This window comes from Sulfitobacter sp. 1A10359 (genome assembly GCF_043558145.1).
Lineage (GTDB): Bacteria > Pseudomonadota > Alphaproteobacteria > Rhodobacterales > Rhodobacteraceae > Sulfitobacter > Sulfitobacter faviae.
Window position 1 is genome coordinate 470,265 of the sequence record NZ_JBIFGB010000003.1, and the last position, 18,452, is coordinate 488,716.

At 62.8% G+C, this 18,452-nt stretch carries 18 protein-coding genes; 7 read left to right on the forward strand and 11 right to left on the reverse strand.

Features of this window, described 5'->3' with window-relative positions; translation table 11 throughout:
• Nucleotides 1-19 precede the first annotated feature (19 nt).
• A complete protein-coding gene (locus ACGYK2_RS10670; protein WP_067268192.1) occupies nt 20-580 on the reverse strand; it encodes a type 1 glutamine amidotransferase domain-containing protein in 561 nt (186 codons plus the stop codon).
• A gap of 157 nt (nt 581-737) precedes the next feature.
• Between ACGYK2_RS10670 and ACGYK2_RS10675 the strand changes: the two genes are divergently transcribed.
• The 7 genes from ACGYK2_RS10675 to ACGYK2_RS10705 all read left to right on the forward strand — a co-directional run bounded on the left by ACGYK2_RS10675 (nt 738) and on the right by ACGYK2_RS10705 (nt 9,655).
• A complete protein-coding gene (locus tag ACGYK2_RS10675; RefSeq protein ID WP_067268191.1) occupies nt 738-1,385 on the forward strand; it encodes a paraquat-inducible protein A in 648 nt (215 codons plus the stop codon).
• Entirely contained in the window at nt 1,343-2,002 is a 660-nt protein-coding gene (locus tag ACGYK2_RS10680) for a paraquat-inducible protein A (protein ID WP_271690018.1), read from the forward strand. Before ACGYK2_RS10675 ends, ACGYK2_RS10680 begins: the two co-directional genes overlap by 43 nt.
• Nucleotides 1,995-4,079 (forward strand): MlaD family protein, encoded by a 2,085-nt coding sequence (locus tag ACGYK2_RS10685; RefSeq protein WP_271688699.1) that lies wholly within the window; start codon nt 1,995-1,997, stop codon nt 4,077-4,079. Before ACGYK2_RS10680 ends, ACGYK2_RS10685 begins: the two co-directional genes overlap by 8 nt.
• 3 nt (nt 4,080-4,082) lie before the next feature.
• Nucleotides 4,083-4,649, forward strand: a complete 567-nt coding sequence (locus tag ACGYK2_RS10690; RefSeq protein ID WP_271688700.1) for a membrane integrity-associated transporter subunit PqiC — start codon at nt 4,083-4,085, stop codon at nt 4,647-4,649.
• Nucleotides 4,650-4,769: 120 nt separating this feature from the next.
• Nucleotides 4,770-5,243: a GbsR/MarR family transcriptional regulator gene (locus ACGYK2_RS10695; protein WP_271688701.1), complete on the forward strand. Its 474-nt coding sequence runs from the start codon at nt 4,770-4,772 to the stop codon at nt 5,241-5,243.
• A 42-nt stretch (nt 5,244-5,285) separates the two neighbouring features.
• Nucleotides 5,286-6,527 (forward strand): efflux RND transporter periplasmic adaptor subunit, encoded by a 1,242-nt coding sequence (locus tag ACGYK2_RS10700; protein ID WP_271688702.1) that lies wholly within the window; start codon nt 5,286-5,288, stop codon nt 6,525-6,527.
• Nucleotides 6,524-9,655, forward strand: coding sequence for an efflux RND transporter permease subunit (locus tag ACGYK2_RS10705; RefSeq protein WP_209273844.1), 3,132 nt, complete (start codon nt 6,524-6,526; stop codon nt 9,653-9,655). The genes ACGYK2_RS10700 and ACGYK2_RS10705 overlap by 4 nt, the downstream gene beginning before the upstream one ends.
• Before the next feature lie 37 nt (nt 9,656-9,692).
• On the opposite strand, the gene ACGYK2_RS10710 is transcribed toward ACGYK2_RS10705, so the two are convergent.
• From ACGYK2_RS10710 to ACGYK2_RS10755, 10 genes are all read right to left on the reverse strand, one after another.
• Nucleotides 9,693-10,157: a PTS sugar transporter subunit IIA gene (locus tag ACGYK2_RS10710; protein ID WP_067630567.1), complete on the reverse strand. Its 465-nt coding sequence runs from the start codon at nt 10,155-10,157 to the stop codon at nt 9,693-9,695.
• Nucleotides 10,158-10,197: 40 nt separating this feature from the next.
• Entirely contained in the window at nt 10,198-10,764 is a 567-nt protein-coding gene (gene hpf / locus ACGYK2_RS10715; protein WP_067267651.1) for a ribosome hibernation-promoting factor, HPF/YfiA family, read from the reverse strand.
• A 308-nt stretch (nt 10,765-11,072) separates the two neighbouring features.
• A complete protein-coding gene (lptB, locus tag ACGYK2_RS10720) occupies nt 11,073-11,831 on the reverse strand; it encodes an LPS export ABC transporter ATP-binding protein (protein ID WP_136720275.1) in 759 nt (252 codons plus the stop codon).
• On the reverse strand, nt 11,828-12,301 hold the full coding sequence (gene lptA, locus ACGYK2_RS10725; RefSeq protein ID WP_394374296.1) for a lipopolysaccharide transport periplasmic protein LptA: 474 nt from the start codon (nt 12,299-12,301) through the stop codon (nt 11,828-11,830). The genes lptB and lptA overlap by 4 nt, the downstream gene beginning before the upstream one ends.
• Before the next feature lie 26 nt (nt 12,302-12,327).
• The gene (lptC, locus tag ACGYK2_RS10730) at nt 12,328-12,936 is read right to left on the reverse strand and encodes an LPS export ABC transporter periplasmic protein LptC (RefSeq protein WP_271688703.1); all 609 of its coding nucleotides are present in this window, start codon (nt 12,934-12,936) and stop codon (nt 12,328-12,330) included.
• A gap of 6 nt (nt 12,937-12,942) precedes the next feature.
• A complete protein-coding gene (locus tag ACGYK2_RS10735; protein WP_271688704.1) occupies nt 12,943-13,911 on the reverse strand; it encodes an SIS domain-containing protein in 969 nt (322 codons plus the stop codon).
• On the reverse strand, nt 13,908-14,522 hold the full coding sequence (locus ACGYK2_RS10740; protein WP_271688705.1) for a ribonuclease D: 615 nt from the start codon (nt 14,520-14,522) through the stop codon (nt 13,908-13,910). The genes ACGYK2_RS10735 and ACGYK2_RS10740 overlap by 4 nt, the downstream gene beginning before the upstream one ends.
• 54 nt (nt 14,523-14,576) lie before the next feature.
• Nucleotides 14,577-15,356: a PaaX family transcriptional regulator C-terminal domain-containing protein gene (locus tag ACGYK2_RS10745; RefSeq protein WP_271688707.1), complete on the reverse strand. Its 780-nt coding sequence runs from the start codon at nt 15,354-15,356 to the stop codon at nt 14,577-14,579.
• Nucleotides 15,346-17,370 (reverse strand): phenylacetic acid degradation bifunctional protein PaaZ, encoded by a 2,025-nt coding sequence (paaZ, locus tag ACGYK2_RS10750; RefSeq protein ID WP_271688708.1) that lies wholly within the window; start codon nt 17,368-17,370, stop codon nt 15,346-15,348. Before paaZ ends, ACGYK2_RS10745 begins: the two co-directional genes overlap by 11 nt.
• A 10-nt stretch (nt 17,371-17,380) precedes the next feature.
• A complete protein-coding gene (locus ACGYK2_RS10755; protein WP_271688709.1) occupies nt 17,381-18,445 on the reverse strand; it encodes a 2Fe-2S iron-sulfur cluster-binding protein in 1,065 nt (354 codons plus the stop codon).
• Nucleotides 18,446-18,452: the final 7 nt, after the last annotated feature.

Here is an 18,452-nt window from a genome sequence, read left to right on the forward strand (position 1 = left end):
CTCGTCACAGAGGCAAGGCTCAGGCCGCTTTTCGGTCGTGTTTGCCCTCTTCGATTTCCTCGACGATCTTGGCGACGAAAGCGTCGAGATCCTCGGGCGAGCGGCTGGTCACGATGCCTTGGTCGGCCACCACTTCGCTGTCTTCGTAATGCGCACCGGCATTCTTCACATCCGTCGCGATGGAGGAGAAGGAGGTCGCCTTGCGGCCCTTGATGATGCCCGCCTCGATCAGCAGCCACGGGGCGTGGCAGATGGCGGCGACGGTTTTGCCGCTGTCGTGGAACTTGCGGATCAGAGCCACCGCGTCTTCGTTGGCGCGCAGCAGGTCGGGGTTTATCTGGCCACCGGGCAGCACGATGCCTTGGTAGTCGTCGACATTCACGTCCCGAAGGGCGAGGTCTGCGGGCACGGTGTTGCCCCAGTCATCTTCATCCCAACCCTTGATCTCATTGCCGTCGGGAGTGGCCACATGGACGGTGGCGCCGCGGTCGCGCAGATCGTTCAGGGGTTTTTCCAGTTCGGACTGCTCAAAGCCATTGGTGGCGAGGATCAGGATCTTTGCATTGGTGATATCGGTCATTGCTTTCTCCTTTGTCATTTCTGCTAGACCAACGGTCTGCATGGCCGCCTGTTCCCCTCACATTCGCGCGAGGGCGATGATCCGCCGGTGCAGATGCGCCACAGGGCGGTGAATATTTGTTGATACGCCAAAGGGCGGCATCATATATGCGTTCAGAATGGATCGCCCCGACACCCCCCTTGCCGAATTGCCCATGGACGAATTGATCGTCTGTCCGCAATGCGACGCCGTCTATCGGCTGCGCCGCCCCGCCCACGGGGAGCGGGCGAGTTGTGAGCGGTGCCATACCGCCCTGATCACGCCCCGCAGAAACGCCGGGTTGCAGATCATCGCCGTGGCGGTGGCGGTCATGGTCTTGATTATCGGGGCGGCGGTCTTTCCTTTTCTCACCATCGACGCGGCGGGGGCCAGCAACGCGGTATCGGTGCTGGATGCAGCACTTGCCTTTTCCGGCGGGCCGATGATCCTCTTGTCGCTGGCCACGGCGGCGCTGATCTTTTTCATCCCGCTCTTGCGGGTGCTGCTGACGCTCTATGTGCTGATCCCCGTGGTGCTGGATCGCCCGCCCGCGCGCCATGCCGTCGCCGCCTTTCGCCTGTCGGAGGAACTGCGCCCTTGGTCGATGGCCGAGGTTTTTGCCATCGGCTGTGCCGTGGCGCTGGTCAAAGTGGCCGATCTGGCCGATGTGGGCTTTGGCCCCGCGTTTTACATGTTCGGCGCGTTGGTGATCCTCGTCATCGCGCAGGACAGATTCTTATGCAAATGGTCCGTATGGAACTCTCTGGAACATCCCAAGACATCGTGAGCGCACGGGAGTTGGGCATCGTGGCCTGCACCCGCTGTAACAAGCCCGCGCCGATGGGCACGGAGCTTTGCAGCCGTTGTGGCAGCAAGCTGGTCTCGCGCGATCGGATGAGCCTTCAGCGTGTCTGGGCATTCTGGACGGTGGGGCTGATGTGCTACATCCCCGCGAATACCTATCCGATGCTTAAAACCCGCACGCTGTTTCAGGTCGAGGAAAGCACGATCATCGGCGGCGCGGTGGAACTGGCGCAATATGGCAACTGGGGGATCGCCCTGATCATCCTCTTCGCCTCTGTCGCCATTCCGTTGGCCAAATTCATGGCAGTGGCCTTTCTTGCCATCAGCGTCAAGCGGCGCTCGGTCACCTCGCAGCGCCAGCGGCATTACCTTTACGAAGTGGTTGAGTACATCGGACGCTGGTCGATGATCGATATCTTTGTGGTTGCGATTTTGTCGTCTCTGGTGCAACTCAAGACACTGGCCGCCATCAATCCCGGTACCGCGAGCATCTTTTTTGCCCTCTCCGTGATCTTTACCATGCTGGCGGCACAAGCGTTCGATACCCGCATGATCTGGGACGCTCAGACCAAGGACGAGGGCCTGAAAACCAATGACTAAGACGCCTCCCGACGTACCGATTTCCCCGACTCGCAAGATGTTTCTCAGCGGGGCCTCGGTGATCTGGATCATCCCGATCCTCGCCTTGATCGTGGCGCTTTTCGTGGCCTATCGCTCTTACAGCGAACGCGGCCCGGTGATCGTCGTGGAATTTGAAGAGGGCGCGGGTATCTCTGCCGGAGAGACCGAATTGCGCTTTCGCGATGTGACGGTCGGGGTGGTCGAGAAGGTCGGCTTCACCTCGGGTTTGGATCGAGTGACGGCGCATATTCGCGTCGACAAGGACGTGGCGCCTTATATCGACAATGGCGCGGTCTTCTGGGTCGTGCAGCCCGAAGTCACCGCACAGGGCATCACCGGTCTCAGCACGGTGCTGAGCGGTGTCTATATCGAAGGGTCGTGGGACCAACAGGTCGGCCCCGCGGCAGAGCGCTTTCAGGGATCGTCGACCGAGCCGTTGATCCGCGGCGGCCAAGGCGGGCTTGAGATTGCCTTCCGCTCCACCGCGAACGGGCATCTGACCGACAATGCGCCGATCCTTTACAAGGGCATCGAAGTGGGCCGCGTCGGCTATGCCAAGATCGCCCCGCGCGGCAACTACGCCATTGTCGAGGCACTGATTTTCGAAGAGCACCGCCAGTTGATCAATGAATCCACCCGCTTTTGGGATGCATCGGGCTTTAGCGTCAACATTGGCCCCGCGGGGGCCGAGATCGACTTTTCGTCGTTGGCGACCCTCGTCGGCGGCGGCATCACCTTTGACACTTTCGTCTCGGGCGGGGCGCAGGTGTCTGACGGCACGGTGTTTGAAATTTACCCCGACAAGGAAACCGCGCGGAACTCTGTCTTTAACGCCTCCGAAGTCGATCCGCTGAAACTGAGCGTCGTGTTCGACGACAATATTTCGGGTCTAATTGTCGGCGCCCCGGTTGAGATGAGCGGGCTGGAGATCGGCGAGGTCGAGACCCTCTCGGGGCTGGTGGATTTCGAACGGTTCGGCGACAGCCGCGTCCGGCTGAACGCCATCTTGTCGATCCAACCGGCGCATCTGGGGATGCAGGATGATGTGACCGCCGAAGCGGCTTTGGCCTTCCTGAAGGAACGTGTGGAAGACGGGCTGCGCGCGCGGCTGGCCTCGGCCAGCCTGTTGACGGGTGGTTTGAAGGTTGAGTTCGTGGCCGTCGAAGACGCACCCGAGGCATCCTTGAACGAGACGGAGAATGGCCTTGCGCTGATGCCGACCACGGAAAGCGATGTCTCTGATGCCGCGGCCACGGTCGAAGGGGTCTTTACCCGCATCAACAGCCTGCCGATCGAAGAATTGCTCAACAGCGCGATCACCTTCCTCAATTCGGCAGAGGCTTTCGTGTCGGACGAAGACCTGCGCGAAACCCCGCAGGACGTGCGCACCCTTTTGGGTGAATTGACCGGGCTGGTCTCTTCCGAAGAGGTCAAGAACGTGCCTGTCGCCCTGAACGGCACGCTGGTGCGGATCGAAGAATTGGTGGCCCAGCTTGAGGAAGAGCGGATTGCCGAACGGCTTTCCGACGCGCTTGAGGGCGCTTCGGATGCGGCCAATGCGGTGTCCTCCTCGGTCGAAGGCGTGCCTGAGTTGGTGGCGCGCATTCAGGCGGTGGCGGCCAAGGCCGAAACGCTTGAGGTCGAAGAACTGGTCGTCGCACTCACCGACCTCACCGAATCCGCCGATGCGGTGATCGGTACCGAAGATGCGGTGGCCCTGCCGGGCGCATTGAAACGCGCCTTGGACGAATTGAACGCCACATTGGAAGAGCTGCGCGAAGGCGGCGCGGTTGAGAATGTGAACCGCACCTTGGCCTCGGCCCGCAACGCCGCGGACAATATCGCCCTCTCGGCCCAAGACCTGCCGCAGGTGGTCGAGCGTTTGACCGCGCTTTTTGCCCAAGCCAGCCGCACCATCGAAGGCTATAACCAAGGTGAACAGCTCAGCCGCAGCGCCGAGCGCACCCTGCGCGACATCCAGAAAGCCGCCGATGCCCTTGCATCTTTGGCGCGGACCATCGAACGTAACCCCAATTCTCTATTGCTGGGACGGTAACGCATGACATTTGCAAGACCCTTGATCACCCTCGGCCTGCTGGCAGCCTTGGCGGCCTGTGGCGGCACGGCTGAACGTTTCCCCGTCCGCGCCCCGGCGGTGACAGAGAAGACCTCCATCGCCTTCAGCTCTGTCGAAGTGCGCGACGTGTCTTTGCCGACCTACGCCGCCGCCGAAGAGATTTCGGTGCAATTGGCCGATGGCCGTCTGGTCAGCTCGACCGATGTGCTTTGGGCCGATGCGCCCGAACGGGCCGTGGCGCTGGAGCTTAGCCAGAACCTTGCGCGGATGACGGGGCGGCGCATCGCGTCTGAGCCTTGGCCGTTCGAGGCCTTCCCCGATGCCAGCCTCGAAGTGCGCTTTGCCGAACTGGTGGCCACCGAATCGGGGGAGTTCCGCGCCTCCGGTCAGTATTTCGTGGCCGTCCGCGATGACCGGCGGGAGCGGTCGGGCCTGTTTGACCTCAGCGTGCCGTTCAATCCCGAAGGTGGCGCAAACGCCATCGCCGCGGCGCGGGGGCAACTCGTCCTTGATCTGGCTCGCTATATCGCCCGGAACGGGTTGAAGTAGGGTCGAGCGCCGGGGCTACCGGCGACGCGCGTTGTTCCGTCTGTTCGGAAAATTCTGAATAGTCTTGATTTGTGCCCCGCCTTGTCTATCTACCGTCAACGCGCCTGCCGTGGACGGGGAATGATGGATAGCACTGACCAAATCGACCAAGTCCGCGATGACTTCATCACCCGCATGGGCGTCGTTGCCATGGGCGAAGGGTTGCCGCGCATGGCGGGGCAGGTCTTTGCAATGCTGGTTTTCGAGGGCGAGCCGATTGCCTTCGGCGCGCTGTCGCGCCGCCTTTCCGTGAGCCGCGCCACGATCAGCACCTCTATCCGTCTGCTCGAAGAGCGGGGGTTGATCCGGCGTGTGAACAAGACCGGCGACCGGCAGGACTACTTCCAACTCGCCGATGACGCCTATGCCGCCATGACGAAATACGCGCTGGCAGGGACCCGCCACGCCAAATCCGAGATTAACGATACGATCCGCAAGCTGCCCGAAGAGGCCGAAGGGGTGCGCCAAAGGCTCGATACTTTCGCGGCCTTCTATGACACGATCAGCGCCGCGCTTGATGACGTAGCAACCCGGGTGAGCAAGCCCAAGAATTGACGCGCGGCCCGATCACGGGGTCGCGGTGATGGAGTTCGATCAATGAGTGACACATCTCAAGAGCGCCAGACGCTTTCATTCGACAGCGATGCCGGCTCGAAACGGTCGAAGTTCATCGCCGGTGGGATCGCGCTGTTGATCGCTCTTTGGATGGGCAGCGGCTATATCATCCCCTCCGAAGAGACCGAGGAAGCCGCGCCTGCGCCCATTGCTCCCGAAGCGGTGACGGTGGCCGTGCGCGGCTCTCAGGCGGACAGCGTGACGCAGGTCTTCGTAGCTGAAGGGCAGGCCCTGCCGGACCGCGATACGATGGTCCGCGCCGAAGCGGGTGGGGAGATCGCCGAGGTTTTGGTCGCCAAGGGCGATGCGGTCGAAGCGGGCGCGTTGATCGCGCGGCTCAGCACCACGGCGCGCGATTCCGATTTGGCCCGCGCGCGTGAGGAGTTGAGCCGCGCACAGCGCGAATACGACAACGCCCAAGCGCTGCTGGACCGCGGCGTGTCGACCGTGGACCGCGTGAGCCAAGCGCGCGCGACGTTGGCCGCCGCCCAAGCCTCGGTCACCGCCGCCGAAGAGGCGCTGAACAACACCGAAATCCGCGCCCCCTTTCCCGGCCGGCTAGAGATGCTCGATATTTCAGCGGGAGAGTTCGTGTCGACCGGTGAGGAAATCGCGCGTCTGGTCGACAACACGCCGCTGACGATCCAAGTGCAGGTGCCCCAGCAGTCGCTTAAAGACATTAAAGAGGGTCAAACGGCCGAGGTCGTCTTCATCACCGGGGCAGAGGCGCAGGGCAAGGTGCAGTTCGTTTCAAGCAGTGCCAGCGCCGAAACCCGGACCTTTACCGCCGAAGTCAGGGTCGAAAACGCTGATGGTGCGATCCCCGCGGGCATTTCGGCCCGCGTGCGCATCCCCACGGGCGAGACCCGCGCGCATTTCGTCTCTCCGGCGATCCTATCCTTGGACACCAATGGCACCTTGGGCGTCAAAACGGTGAACGATGACGATAAGGTTGTCTTTAACAAGATCGCCATCGTGCGCGCGCAGACCGATGGCATCTGGATCGCGGGCCTGCCGGATCAGGCCCAGATCATCACCATCGGGCAGGGTTTCGTCAACGACGGGGAGACGGTCAATCCGCAGCCCGAAACCGGTGGCGACAACGAAGGGGAAGCACAGCCCACGGCGGGTGTGCCCGAGATTGACGAGTTGGAAGACCAGCCGAGCGGCGATGGCCAGATCACCGGCAGCGCCGAAGCCGCCCAGCCGGAGCAAGTGGAATGAACACGCTGATCGACGCCGCTTTCAGCCGCGCCCGCGTGGTGATCCTGAGCTTGGTGATGATCTTGGCGGTCGGGGCCTATGCCTATGTCGGCATCCCCAAGGAAAGCTCGCCCGAGATTCCGATCCCGACGCTCTATGTCTCGACCTCTCTCGAAGGCATCTCGCCCGAGGACAGCGAGCGGCTGCTCGTTGAGCCGCTTGAAACCGAACTCAGCGCCATCACCGGGTTGAAACAGATCACCTCGAACGGGGCCGAGGGCCATGCCTCGGTGCAATTGGAGTTCGAGCCGGGGTTCGATTCCGATGAGGCGCTCGACAAGGTGCGCGAGGGCGTGGACCGGGCCAAGTCGGACCTGCCCGAGGACGCCACCGATCCGGTCGTGACCGAGATCAACACGGCGCTCTTCCCGATCCTGACCGCGATCCTCTCTGGCCCGGTGCCGGAACGGACGCTCAACTCCATTTCCGAAGAGCTGAAGGACGCGATCGAAGGGCTGTCCGGCGTGCTTGAAGTCGATGTCGGGGGGGAGCGGACCGAGCTTTTGGAGGTGCTGATCGACCCCACGGTCTTTGAGACCTACAACATCTCTTTCGAAGAGCTGATCAGCCAGATCAACCGCAACAACCGCCTGATCGCGGCGGGGGCGATTGAAAGCGGCGCGGGGCGGCTGGTGCTCAAGGTGCCGGGGCTGATCGAGAATGTCGAAGATGTCATGTCGCTGCCGATCAAGGTGCGCGGCGATACGGTGGTGACCTTTGCCGATGTCGCCACGATCCGTCGAACCTTCAAAGACCCGACTGGCTTCGCCCGTATCGACGGCCAGCCCGCGCTGGCGCTTGAGATCAAGAAACGCTCGGGCGCGAATATTATCGAGACAGTCGCGGCGGTGCGCGAATTGATTGACGAGATGCGCGCGGAATGGCCCGACAGCATCACCGTCAAATACACCCAAGACGAATCCGAGCAGGTCCAAGACATGCTCAGCGATCTTGAGGCCAATGTTATCGCGGCGGTGATCCTTGTGATGATCGTGATCGTCTGGGCCTTGGGCGTCCGCTCGGCCCTGCTGGTGGGCTTGGCCATTCCGGGGGCCTTCTTGGCCGGGGTCACGGCGCTTTGGGTTATGGGCTACACGATGAACCTCGTGGTGCTGTTTTCACTGATCCTTGTGGTGGGGATGCTGGTGGACGGGGCTATCGTGACCACCGAACTGGCCGACCGCCGCCTGCAAGAGGGGCATTCGCCCCGCGCCGCCTATGCCCACGCCGCCAAGCGCATGGCATGGCCTATCATCGCCTCGACGGCGACAACACTCAGCGTGTTTTTCCCGCTGCTGTTCTGGACCGGCACGGTGGGGGAGTTCATGAAATTCCTGCCCATCACGGTGATCCTGACCCTGACCGCATCGCTTTTCATGGCGCTGGTCTTTATCCCCGTCGTCGGCGGGATTATCGGCAAGCGCCCCCCGCAATCGGCCAAGGATAAGGCGACGCTCCATGCCGCCGAACAGGGCGACCCGCGTGACCTGAAGGGCTTTACCGGCGGCTATGTCAAACTGCTGCAATTCGCCATCCTGCGCCCGTGGATGACCCTGATCCTTGCCATCTCCATGCTGATGGGCGGCTTTACGGCCTATGCGCAATTCGGCAATGGGATCACCTTTTTCCCCGATGTAGAGCCTGATTTTGCGCAGGTGCAGGTGCGCGCGCGGGACAACTTCTCGATCTACGAACAAGATGCGCTGGTGCGGCAGGTCGAACAGCGCCTCTTTGCCTATGACGAGATCGCGAGCGTCTATGCCCGCACCGGCAGCAGCAACCGCGACAGTGCCGATCTGATCGGCACCATTCAGGTTGAGTTCACCGAATGGGACGAACGCCGCCCCGCCGCCATCATTGGCGAGGAAATCCGGACCGAGATGGCGGCCATTCCGGGGATCGACGTGCAGGTGCAGACCGCATCGAACGGCCCCTCGGCGGGCAAACCCGTCAACTTGCGGATCGAGGCGCATGACCCGCAGGTGCAGCAGCAGGTGGTGGATCAGATTCGCGAGAAGATGGCCGATATCGGCGGTTTCACCGATGTGACCGACTCGCGCCCCCTGCCGGGGGTGGAATGGCGCATCGCGGTGAACAGGTCCGAGGCCGCGCGGTTCGGGGCCGATATTTCGACCCTGGGGCAAGCGGTGCAACTGCTGACGCGGGGCATCACCGTGGCGGATTACCGGCCTGACGATGCCGAGGGTTCCATCGACATCAATGTGCGCTTCCCCTCCGATGAGCGTACGCTGGAAGAGTTGCAATCGCTGCGCGTGCCGACCTCCGCAGGGCTGGTGCCGATCTCGAACTTCGTGACTTTCGAGCCTAGTCCGCGGACCGGCACGATCACGCGGGTGGATCAAGAGCGGGTGGTCACGATCGAGGCCAATGTCGCGCCGGGCGTCTTGGTGAACGACCAGACCGTCGCGCTGCGCAGCGCGATTGACGCGATGGACTTGCCGCCGGGTGTCGAAGCCTCTTTCGCCGGGGAGGCGGAGGACCAGCAGGAATCGATGATCTTCCTCGTCGGCGCCTTCATCACCGCGATTTTCCTGATGTTCGTGATCCTCGTGATCCAATTCAACAGCTTTTACCAAGCCTTCGTCGTCATGTCGGCCATCGTCTTTTCGATCGCCGGCGTGCTCTTTGGCCTGCTGATTACCGGACGGCCCTTCGGGGTGGTCATGGGGGGCATCGGGGTCATCGCGCTGGCGGGGATCGTGGTGAACAACAATATCGTTCTGATTGATACCTATAACGATCTCAAGAAACTGGGGCTGTCGCCGCTAGAGGCTGCGCTGCGCACCGGGGCGCAGCGTTTGCGGCCCGTGGTGCTGACGTCGGTCACCACGGCGCTTGGTCTGATGCCCATGGTGATCGGCCTCAACATCAACTTCTTCACGCGCGAGATCGTCTATGGCGCGCCTTCCACCCAATGGTGGACCGAACTAAGCTCGGCCATTGCGGGCGGTCTGGTGGTTGCCACGGTGCTGACGCTGGTGGTGACCCCGGCGATGTTGATGCTGGGAGAGAAGAAAGCGAAACGCGCAAAGCCGACCCCGCCAGAGCCGGAACCGGTCGCCGTCTAGCGTAAGGTCAGGCGGCCCAAGATCATGCGCCCCAAAATCAAGCCGCCTTATCGGCCTTGTCTTCGGTCAGGATGGTGTAAAGCGTGGCCGGGTCGGGGTTCGACCGCAACTTGGTGCAGATGCTGGTGTCGCGCAGCGTGCGGGCCACCAGTGCCAATGCTTTGAGGTGCTCCACCCCCGCATCTTCGGGGGCGAAGAGGGCAAAGGCCACGTCGACCGGTTGCCGGTCGACCGAGGAGAAATCAATCGGCTTGTCCAGCAAGACGAAGGCACCGACGACCTTGTCGATCCCGTCCATCCGCGCGTGGGGCAGGGCAACGCCATGGCCGACACCGGTCGGCCCGAGGGTTTCGCGCGTCATCAGCGCGTCCACCACTTGGCCGGCCGGCAGCCCATAGGCTTGCTGGGCGAGTTCGCCGATATCCTGCATCAGACGCTTCTTGCTCGAAGCCGAAGTCAAAACCTTCACGGCCTCTGGCTTGAGGAGTTTGCCGAAATCCATTCCGCTCGCCCTGCTCTGTGGCGGAAGTTACCGCCGTGGGTTACGAAGGGTCGATCCAGCCGATGTTGCCGTCTTCGCGGCGGTACACGACATTCATCCCTTCCTGGCCTTCCTTGCGAAACAATAGCACCGGATCGCCCGACAATTCCATCTGCATCACCGCTTCGCCGACAGACAAAGTTGGCACCTTCGTCTGCATCTCTGCAATGATCATGGGTTGGAGGGTATCAGGTTCCTGCGCATCTGAATCGCTGTCTGACGCGAGGATATAGGAGGACGCCCCCAGAAGTTCAACCGGTTCGGCACGTTCTTTGTGATGGTCCTTCAGGCGGCGCTTGTAGCGGCGCAGCTGCTTCTCCATCTTTTCGCAGCAGCTGTCGAAGGCGGCGTAGATCTCTGTCGCCTTGGCCTTGGCCGACGCATTGAGACCGGTGGAAAGATGCACGGTCGCCTCGCAGGCAAATTCGTGGCCCGTTTTGGAAAACACCACCATCGCATCTGTCGGGCGTTCGGCATATTTGCTGACCGCCTCGTCCAGTTCGGTCCGGACATGTGTCCGAAGCGCGTCGCCAATGTCGATCTGTTTGCCACTGATCTGATACCGCATATCGTCTCCTTGTCTTTCTTGTTCCGAACATTGCCAAACGGTCCACATGCGTGGAGCGCGACAACTTTCAGATATGGAGGAATGGCGCTGCGACCAGGATGATTTTGACCGTTCCTTCGCGGGAAGGGCGATGCAGGATCAAACAGGAACGCGATGTCACCATAGCTCAATGAGGCCGCGTTTCGGTTTGAAAGTCAATGGCGCCGATGCGCGCGCCATCCTTTTATCGCTACAATCAGAGCGGTTTTCCGCATCATGCGAGCAAGGCTTCGCCGAGGGCTGGCAGGCCCGGAAAAACGCGCTAAGTCTTAGGAAATACGGAAATTATCGCCAAGGTAGACGCGGCGGACATTCTCGTTTTGCACAACTTCTTCGGGCGTTCCGGACATCAGAACTTTGCCCTCATGCAGAATATAGGCGCGGTCCACGATCTCTAGGGTTTCGCGCACGTTGTGGTCGGTGATCAGCACCCCGATGCCGCGTTTCTTGAGGTCGGCAACCAGTTGCCGGATGTCCCCGACCGAGATTGGATCGACCCCGGCAAAGGGTTCATCAAGCAGCAGATAGTTCGGGTTGGCGGCCAGACAGCGGGCGATTTCCACCCGGCGTCGTTCCCCGCCCGATAGCGCCAGGGCAGGTGCGCGGCGCAGGTGTTCGATGGAAAATTCGGTCAGCAACTCTTCCAGCCGCTCGCGGCGCTGGTGGCGGTGTTTGACCCGGATATCGAGGATTGCGCTGATGTTGTCTTGCACCGACAGCCCGCGAAAAATGCTCATCTCCTGCGGCAGATAGCCGATGCCAAGCTGCGCGCGGCGGTACATCGGCAGGGTGGTCACGTCTTTGCCGTCCACCGTGACGCGCCCGCCCTCGGGCGTGACCAGACCGGCCACCGCGTAGAATGTCGTCGTCTTGCCTGAGCCGTTCGGCCCCAAAAGCGCCACGACCTCCCCCCGGTCAAGCGCCATCGAAAAGTCGCGGATCACCGCTTTCTTGCGGTAAGACTTGCGCAGATGTTGAATGCGCAGGCCGGAATCGCCCCCGGCGACTTTCAGCTCGGGCGGCATCAGTTGTCGCTGCCGGGCTGCAAAATGGTCTTCACGCCGCCCGACATCTGCGCCGTGCCGTCGTTCAGGTTCACCGTCATTTCCTGCGCGCTCAGCGCACTGGGGCCTTGGGTCATCAGCACATCGCCGCGCATCACCAAGGTGCCGGCGTCGATGTCGTAATCGGCGCGCTGCGATTCAGCGGCGTCCTCCCCCGCGACCAAGACCACGCCGCCGGTGGCCTCCAGCTTGGCAATGCCCTGATCCGAGGCGCGATAGACGACCTCAACCTTACCGGCAGAAAGGGTCATTTCGCCTTGAGAAATCAATACATTGCCCGTGAAGACGGCGGTGCCCGTGGCATTGTCGACCGACAGGTTATCGGCGGTCACTTCGACGGGTTGGCTGGTGTCTTGCTCAAGCGCGCCGAAGGCGACATTGGCAGATTGTGCAGAGACAGGGGCGGCCTGCAGCGCGAAAAACAGCGGCAGCATCAAAATAAACAAGTGTCTCAAGGCAGTTACTCTTTCGTTGCTTGCGGGGTGTATATCAGTTTCACACCCTTTGTGAAAAGCAATTGCGATCCGGCGCTGTTCTGCCGGTTGGTGATGGCCATGCTGCCGGCGGTGATCTCACCCGCGGGGCTGGTGGCGCGCACCGGGCCGGGCGATTGCAGGTCCAGCGTGGTGAGGTTCGAGATCATCCGCTCGGACAGGATTTCGTAGCCGGTTGAGGTGCTAACCCGCACATTGCCCGCCAGTTCCGCCGCCTCTGCGCCGGTGTCGAACCGCCCGCTGTTGGAGTGCAGCGTGATTTTGGAGCCGCCTTCTAGGTCCAGCGTCGCCTTGATGTCTTCGGCCTCATTGGTGCCGGTCTCCCCGCCGGGGGTGGTCAGCTTTTCGGCAGAGAAAGAGATTAGATCGCCATCCGCGGTGGTGCCGGAATAGAAAGGGCCGGTGATCTGCTGGTCGCGCAGCCGTTCCTGAACCTCTTTGTCCGCGAAAGGGATCACGGCCTGCGGTTCAATCGCCCGCGACAGCAGGAACAGGGTCGATAGCAGCGCCAGCGCGATTAGCGGAAAGAGCACTTTCAGCCACGACACGACACGAGAGTGGCGATCCCCCTTCATCCGGCGTCACCCCAGCCCGACGCGCAGGCAGTCGTGGATATGCAGCAGGCCGATGGGCGATTTGCCGTCGTTCTGCGCGGGGTCGGTCACGATAAGACAGGTGATTTTGCGGCTGTTCATCACGCCCACGGCCTTTTCGGCCAATTCGTCGGGGGTGATGGTCACGGGCGAGGGGGTCATGACATCGCGGGCGGTCATGGTCATCAAGCCATCCAAATGCCGGGCGAGGTCACCCATGGTGATGATCCCGGCCAGCGCGCCTTCCGCATCGGTGACGCAGACCACGCCAAAGCCCTTGCGGCTGATCTCGCTCAGCGCCTCGGGCATCGGGGCGTCGGCGGTGACCAGCGGCAGCTTATCGCCCACATGCATCAGATCGGCCACGCGGCTCAGCCTTGCGCCCAGCTTGCCGCCGGGGTGGAAGTCGCGGAAATGCTCGGCGGTGAAGGCGCGGTTTTCCATCAACGCCACGGCCACGGCATCGCCCATCGCCAGCGTCAGCGTGGTCGAGGTGGTGGGCACCACGCCGGTGCCGCAGGCCTCTGCCGTGCGGGGCAGTTCAAGCACCACGTCGCTATGGCGGCCAAGGCTGCTTTCGGGGCGGCTGGTGAGGCCAATAAGCGGGATCTCGTAGCGGCGCGAATAGGCGATGAGGTTCGCAAGCTCGGGCGCTTCGCCGGAGTTGGAGATTGCCAGCACCACATCGGCGGCGGTGATCATGCCTAGATCGCCGTGGCTCGCTTCGGCCGGGTGGACGAATTGCGCGGGCGTGCCGGTGGAGGCCAGCGTCGCCGCGATCTTATTGCCGATATGGCCCGATTTGCCGATGCCGGTGACGATCACGCGGCCCTTGCAGGTGCGCATCAGGTCAACCGCGGCGCGAAAGCGGTCATCGAGGTTGTCGGCCAAGAGCGTCAGCGCGTCGGCTTCGCAGCGGATCACCCGGCGGGCGGTGTCGAGGAAAGGTGTGTTCATGCGTGTGCGAAGATGTCCGTGTCCGGCCATCCCTCCAGATCCAGCCGGGCGCGCATGGGCAGGAAATCGAAACAGGCCTGCGCCATGTCCATCCGGCCTTCGCGTATCAGGCGTTTGTTAAGTTCATCGCGCAGCCGGTGCAGGTAAAGCACGTCAGAGGCGGCATAGTCGATCTGCGCTTGGGTCAGATCTTCGGCCCCCCAATCGCTGGATTGCTGCTGTTTCGAAATATCGACGCTCAGAAGTTCTTGGCAAAGCTTCGCCAGCCCGTGCCGGTCGGTATAGGTGCGCACCAGTCGGCTGGCGATCTTGGTGCAATAGACCGGCGTCGCGGTGGCGCCAAAGGTGTTGAGCATTGCGGCAATGTCGAAGCGGCCATAGTGGAACAGCTTCAGCACATGAGGGTTCTCCAGCAGCGCGCAGAGGTTCGGCGCCTCGGTCTGGCCCTTGGCGACCTGCACCAGATGCGCGTGACCATCGCCGCCCGAAAGCTGCACGACACAGAGCCGGTCGCGATGCGGATGCAGCCCCATCGTTTCGCAATCAATCGCGACCATCGGCCCAAGGTCGAGGTCATTCGGCAGGTCGTTCTGATAGAGGAAATTTGTCATGAGCACGTCTATATCCTGCTTGTCCGGCATGGGAAAGCAGGGCTTTGCGCTGCGTCAGGCGGCGGCCAGATCCCGCAATGCGGGGCGCGGGTAGCGATGTAGCAGGCGGTCGACGAGTAGATGACACTGGTAGCCGGGCCACTCGGGGCGGATCAGCCCACCGGGCAGGGCGGGGTGCTTCAGCACCAATCGCCGCCAATTGTGTACGATCAAACAGCGCAGCACGGCGACGTCTAGGGCTGTGAATTGCTCTGGGTCGGGAAGTTCGGCATCCAAGCCGGTAAGGGCGACCAAAAGCGCGGCATAGTCGGCTTCAAGCTCGGCGGGTTCCACCGCGCGCCGCAGCCAATCGGGCGGCGGCGCGCCGGGCAGGGCAAGGCAGCCTTCGGGCGCGACGCTCTCGGCCCGTCCGACATAGGCGCGGGGCAGGGCGGCGATGAAACCCGCGCCGCGCAGGGCACTGTCGGTCTCGCGTCCGTTCTCTTCGGTCAATACCATTTGCCAAGGCTCGGTCAGGTCCGGCGCTGCGGCGTAGATGCGCGGGCTGGCGGCGGCGCTTTCCGCGCGGCCTTGGGCGGTCAGACTGTGTTGGCTGATCCGCCCCACCTTGTGCGACTGCAGCCAGCCGTCATTGCGCAGCCGGTGCAGCGCCACGCGGCTCGCCTCGGGCCGCACGTCGAGCGCGGACATGATCTGCGACAGCACCGGTCCGTCGATCGCATTACCCTGTCCCTGCGCCAGATCGCCGAAAAGGCTGACCATCAGCGACCAAACCCGCTGACCGCCAAGGCCAGCGAGTGCCGCGACGACCGAGGGGGCGTGGTCAGACGGCATTCATCGTCAGCAGGTCGTATTCGGCGACCGCTTCCTCACGCTGGTTGGTGAGGGTCACATGCCAGCGCACCTCGCCGTATTCTTCGTTGCGCGGTGTCTTGTGCTTGACCGAGAGCCGCACCTTGATGCTGTCCCCGGCCGAGACAGGCTCAAGAAAGCGTAGGTTGTCGAGGCCGGTATTGGCCAGCACGGGGCCGGGGTCGGGCTGCACGAAAAGCCCCGCGGCGAAACTCAGCAGCAGATAGCCATGCGCCACGCGCCCCGGGAAGAAGGGGTTCGCGGCGGCGGCCTCGTCATCCATGTGGGCATAGAAGGTATCGCCGGTGAAATGGGCGAAGGTCTCGATATCCTCGAGCGTGACCTCGCGGGTGGGCGAATGGAAAGTCTCGCCCAGATCAAGCTCGGTGAAGCGACGGGTGAAGGGATGTGCGCGGTCGGTGATCTCTTCCGCGCCGGGCACCCATTGCTTGCCGATGGCGGTGAGGATGTCGGGGCTGCCCTGCACGGCGGTGCGCTGCATGTAATGCATCACGCCGCGCACGCCGCCCAACTCCTCGCCGCCGCCCGCGCGGCCCGGGCCGCCATGCACCATATGCGGCAACGGGGAGCCATGGCCGGTGGCCTCGCCCATAGATTTGCGGTTGTTGAAGTAGAGCCGTCCGTGGAAGGCCGCGGAGCCCATCGTCAACTCGCGCGCGACTTCGCCGTCGTTGGTGATGAGGGAGGCAACGAGCGAGCCTTGGCCGCGGTTCAGAAGCGCGCTCGCATGGGCGAGATCGCGGTAGGGCATGAGGGTGGAAACCGGGCCGAAAGCCTCGGTGTCATGCACGCGCTCGGCGGCGTCGGGGTCGGCGCAGTGGAACAGCATCGGCGGCAGGAAGGCGCCCTTGTCGCGGTCGGCGCCCTTCACGGTGAAGTTGTCGGGGTCGCCGAAAACGCGCTCGGCCTCGGCGCTCAGCAGCCCGACCTTCTCCAACACATCGCGTTTCTGACTGCCCGAGACCAGCGCGCCCATGCGCGTGTCCTCGGCCCGCGGATCGCCGATGGTGGTCTTTGCAAGGCGCTCGGACAGGGCTGAGATCACCACGTCGACCTGCGCCTGCGGCACCATGATACGGCGGATGGCGGTGCATTTCTGCCCCGCCTTGGCGGTCATCTCGCGCTGCACTTCCTTGACGAAAAGGTCGAATTCGGGCGTCCCCGGCACGGCATCGGGGCCGAGGACGGAAGCATTCAGGCTGTCTTGTTCAGAGGTGAAGCGCACGGAGTTTTCCATGAGCTTCGGATTGCCACGCAGCTTCAGCGCGGTGTCGGCGGAGCCGGTGAAGGCCACGGCATCCTGACAGCCGAGCAAATCGAGCATGTCGCCCAAGCCGCCGCTCACGAATTGCAAAGCACCCTTCGGCAGCAGCCCGCTGTCCAGCATCAGACGCACGCAATGCTCGGTGACATAGCAGGTGGCGGTGGCCGGTTTCACGATTGCCGGCACGCCGGCGAGCAGCGTCGGCGCCAGTTTCTCCAACATGCCCCAGACCGGGAAGTTGAAGGCGTTGATATGCACGGCCACGCCCTGCAGCGGGGTGCAGATATGCCGCCCCATGAACTGCCCCTCGCGGCCCAGTTGTTCGGGCGCGCCGTCGAGGTAGACATGGGCGTCCGGCATCTCGCGCCGGCCCTTGGAGGCGAAGACCAGCATCGTGCCAATGCCGCCATCCACGTCGATCTTGTGGTCCGAGAGCGTGGCCCCGGTGTCGTAGCTCAGGTCATAGAGCGCTTGCTTGTGCTCCATCAGATGCAGCGCCAGCGCCTTCAGCATCCGTGCGCGGTCATGGAAGGTCATGGCCCGCAGGGCGGGACCGCCGTGTTCGCGGGCAAAGCCCAGCATGGCACCCGCGTCGAGCGCGTCGTTGCCGGCCTGCGCGATCACCTCGCCGGTGATGGCGCTGGCGATACTGCGGGCGCCGGCCCCGGGGGCCAGCCATTCGCCGGCGGCGTAACTGTGAATATCGCGCATGTCGGCTCCTTCAGTGGGTGTCGTAGTCGATGACGAGCGTGTCGCTCAGCGGGTAGGACTGGCAGGTCAGCACGTAGCCGCGTTCGACTTCGTAATCCTCCAGCGCGTGGTTCGAGATCATCTCGACCTCGCCTTCCAGCACCTTGCCCATGCAGGTCGAACAGACCCCGGCCTTGCAGGAAAACGGCGCCTCCTGCCCGTTCTCCAGCGCGGCTTCGAGCACCGATTGCCCCTTCTGCATGGTGAAGCTACGCCGCGCGCCGTCGATGATGACGGTGATCTCGGTGCCCTTCTGGCCCTCGCTGCGCTTGGCCATTTCCTGTTTCGCCAGACGGCCCTGCTGGCTTTCGCTGAAGAGTTCGAACTTGATCTGCTCGTCGGTCAGCCCATTGGTCTTCAGCGCCTCGGCGATGGCCAGCATCATCGGTTCCGGCCCGCAGATGAAGGAGGTGTCGATGTTGTCGATCTGAATCCAATGCTTAAACAGCGCATCGCATTTGTCCTGGTCAACGCGGCCCTCGAAAAGCTCCATGTCCTGCCCGGATTCGAGGATGTGGATCACCGTCAGGCGGCCCATGTAGCGGTTCTTAAGGTCTTCGAGTTCCTCGCGGAACATGATCGTGTTCACCGCGCGGTTGGCATAGACCAGCGTGAAGGTCGACTGCGGCTCGCGTATCAGCACGGTTTTCAGGATCGACAGCACCGGGGTAATGCCCGAGCCCCCCGCGAAACCGAGGTAGTTCTTCGCCACCTCCGGCTCGATCGGGGTGTAGAACTTGCCCTGCGGCGGCATGGCGTGCAGCACGTCGCCGACCTTAAGCTCGGTATTGGCATAGGTCGAGAAGGCCCCGCCATCGACGCGCTTGATGCCGACCTTCAGCTCGCCGTCGTCGAGACCGGCGCAGATCGAATAGTTGCGGCGCAACTCGGTGCCGTCGAAATCCTGCTTGAAGGTCAGGTACTGGCCTTGGGTGAAGGCGAAGGCTTCGGGGTCTTCCGGCTTCAGCGTCAGCACCACGGCATCGCGGATGGTGTGATGAATGTCGGTGACGGTGAGGGGGTGGAACTGGCTCATCGGGGCC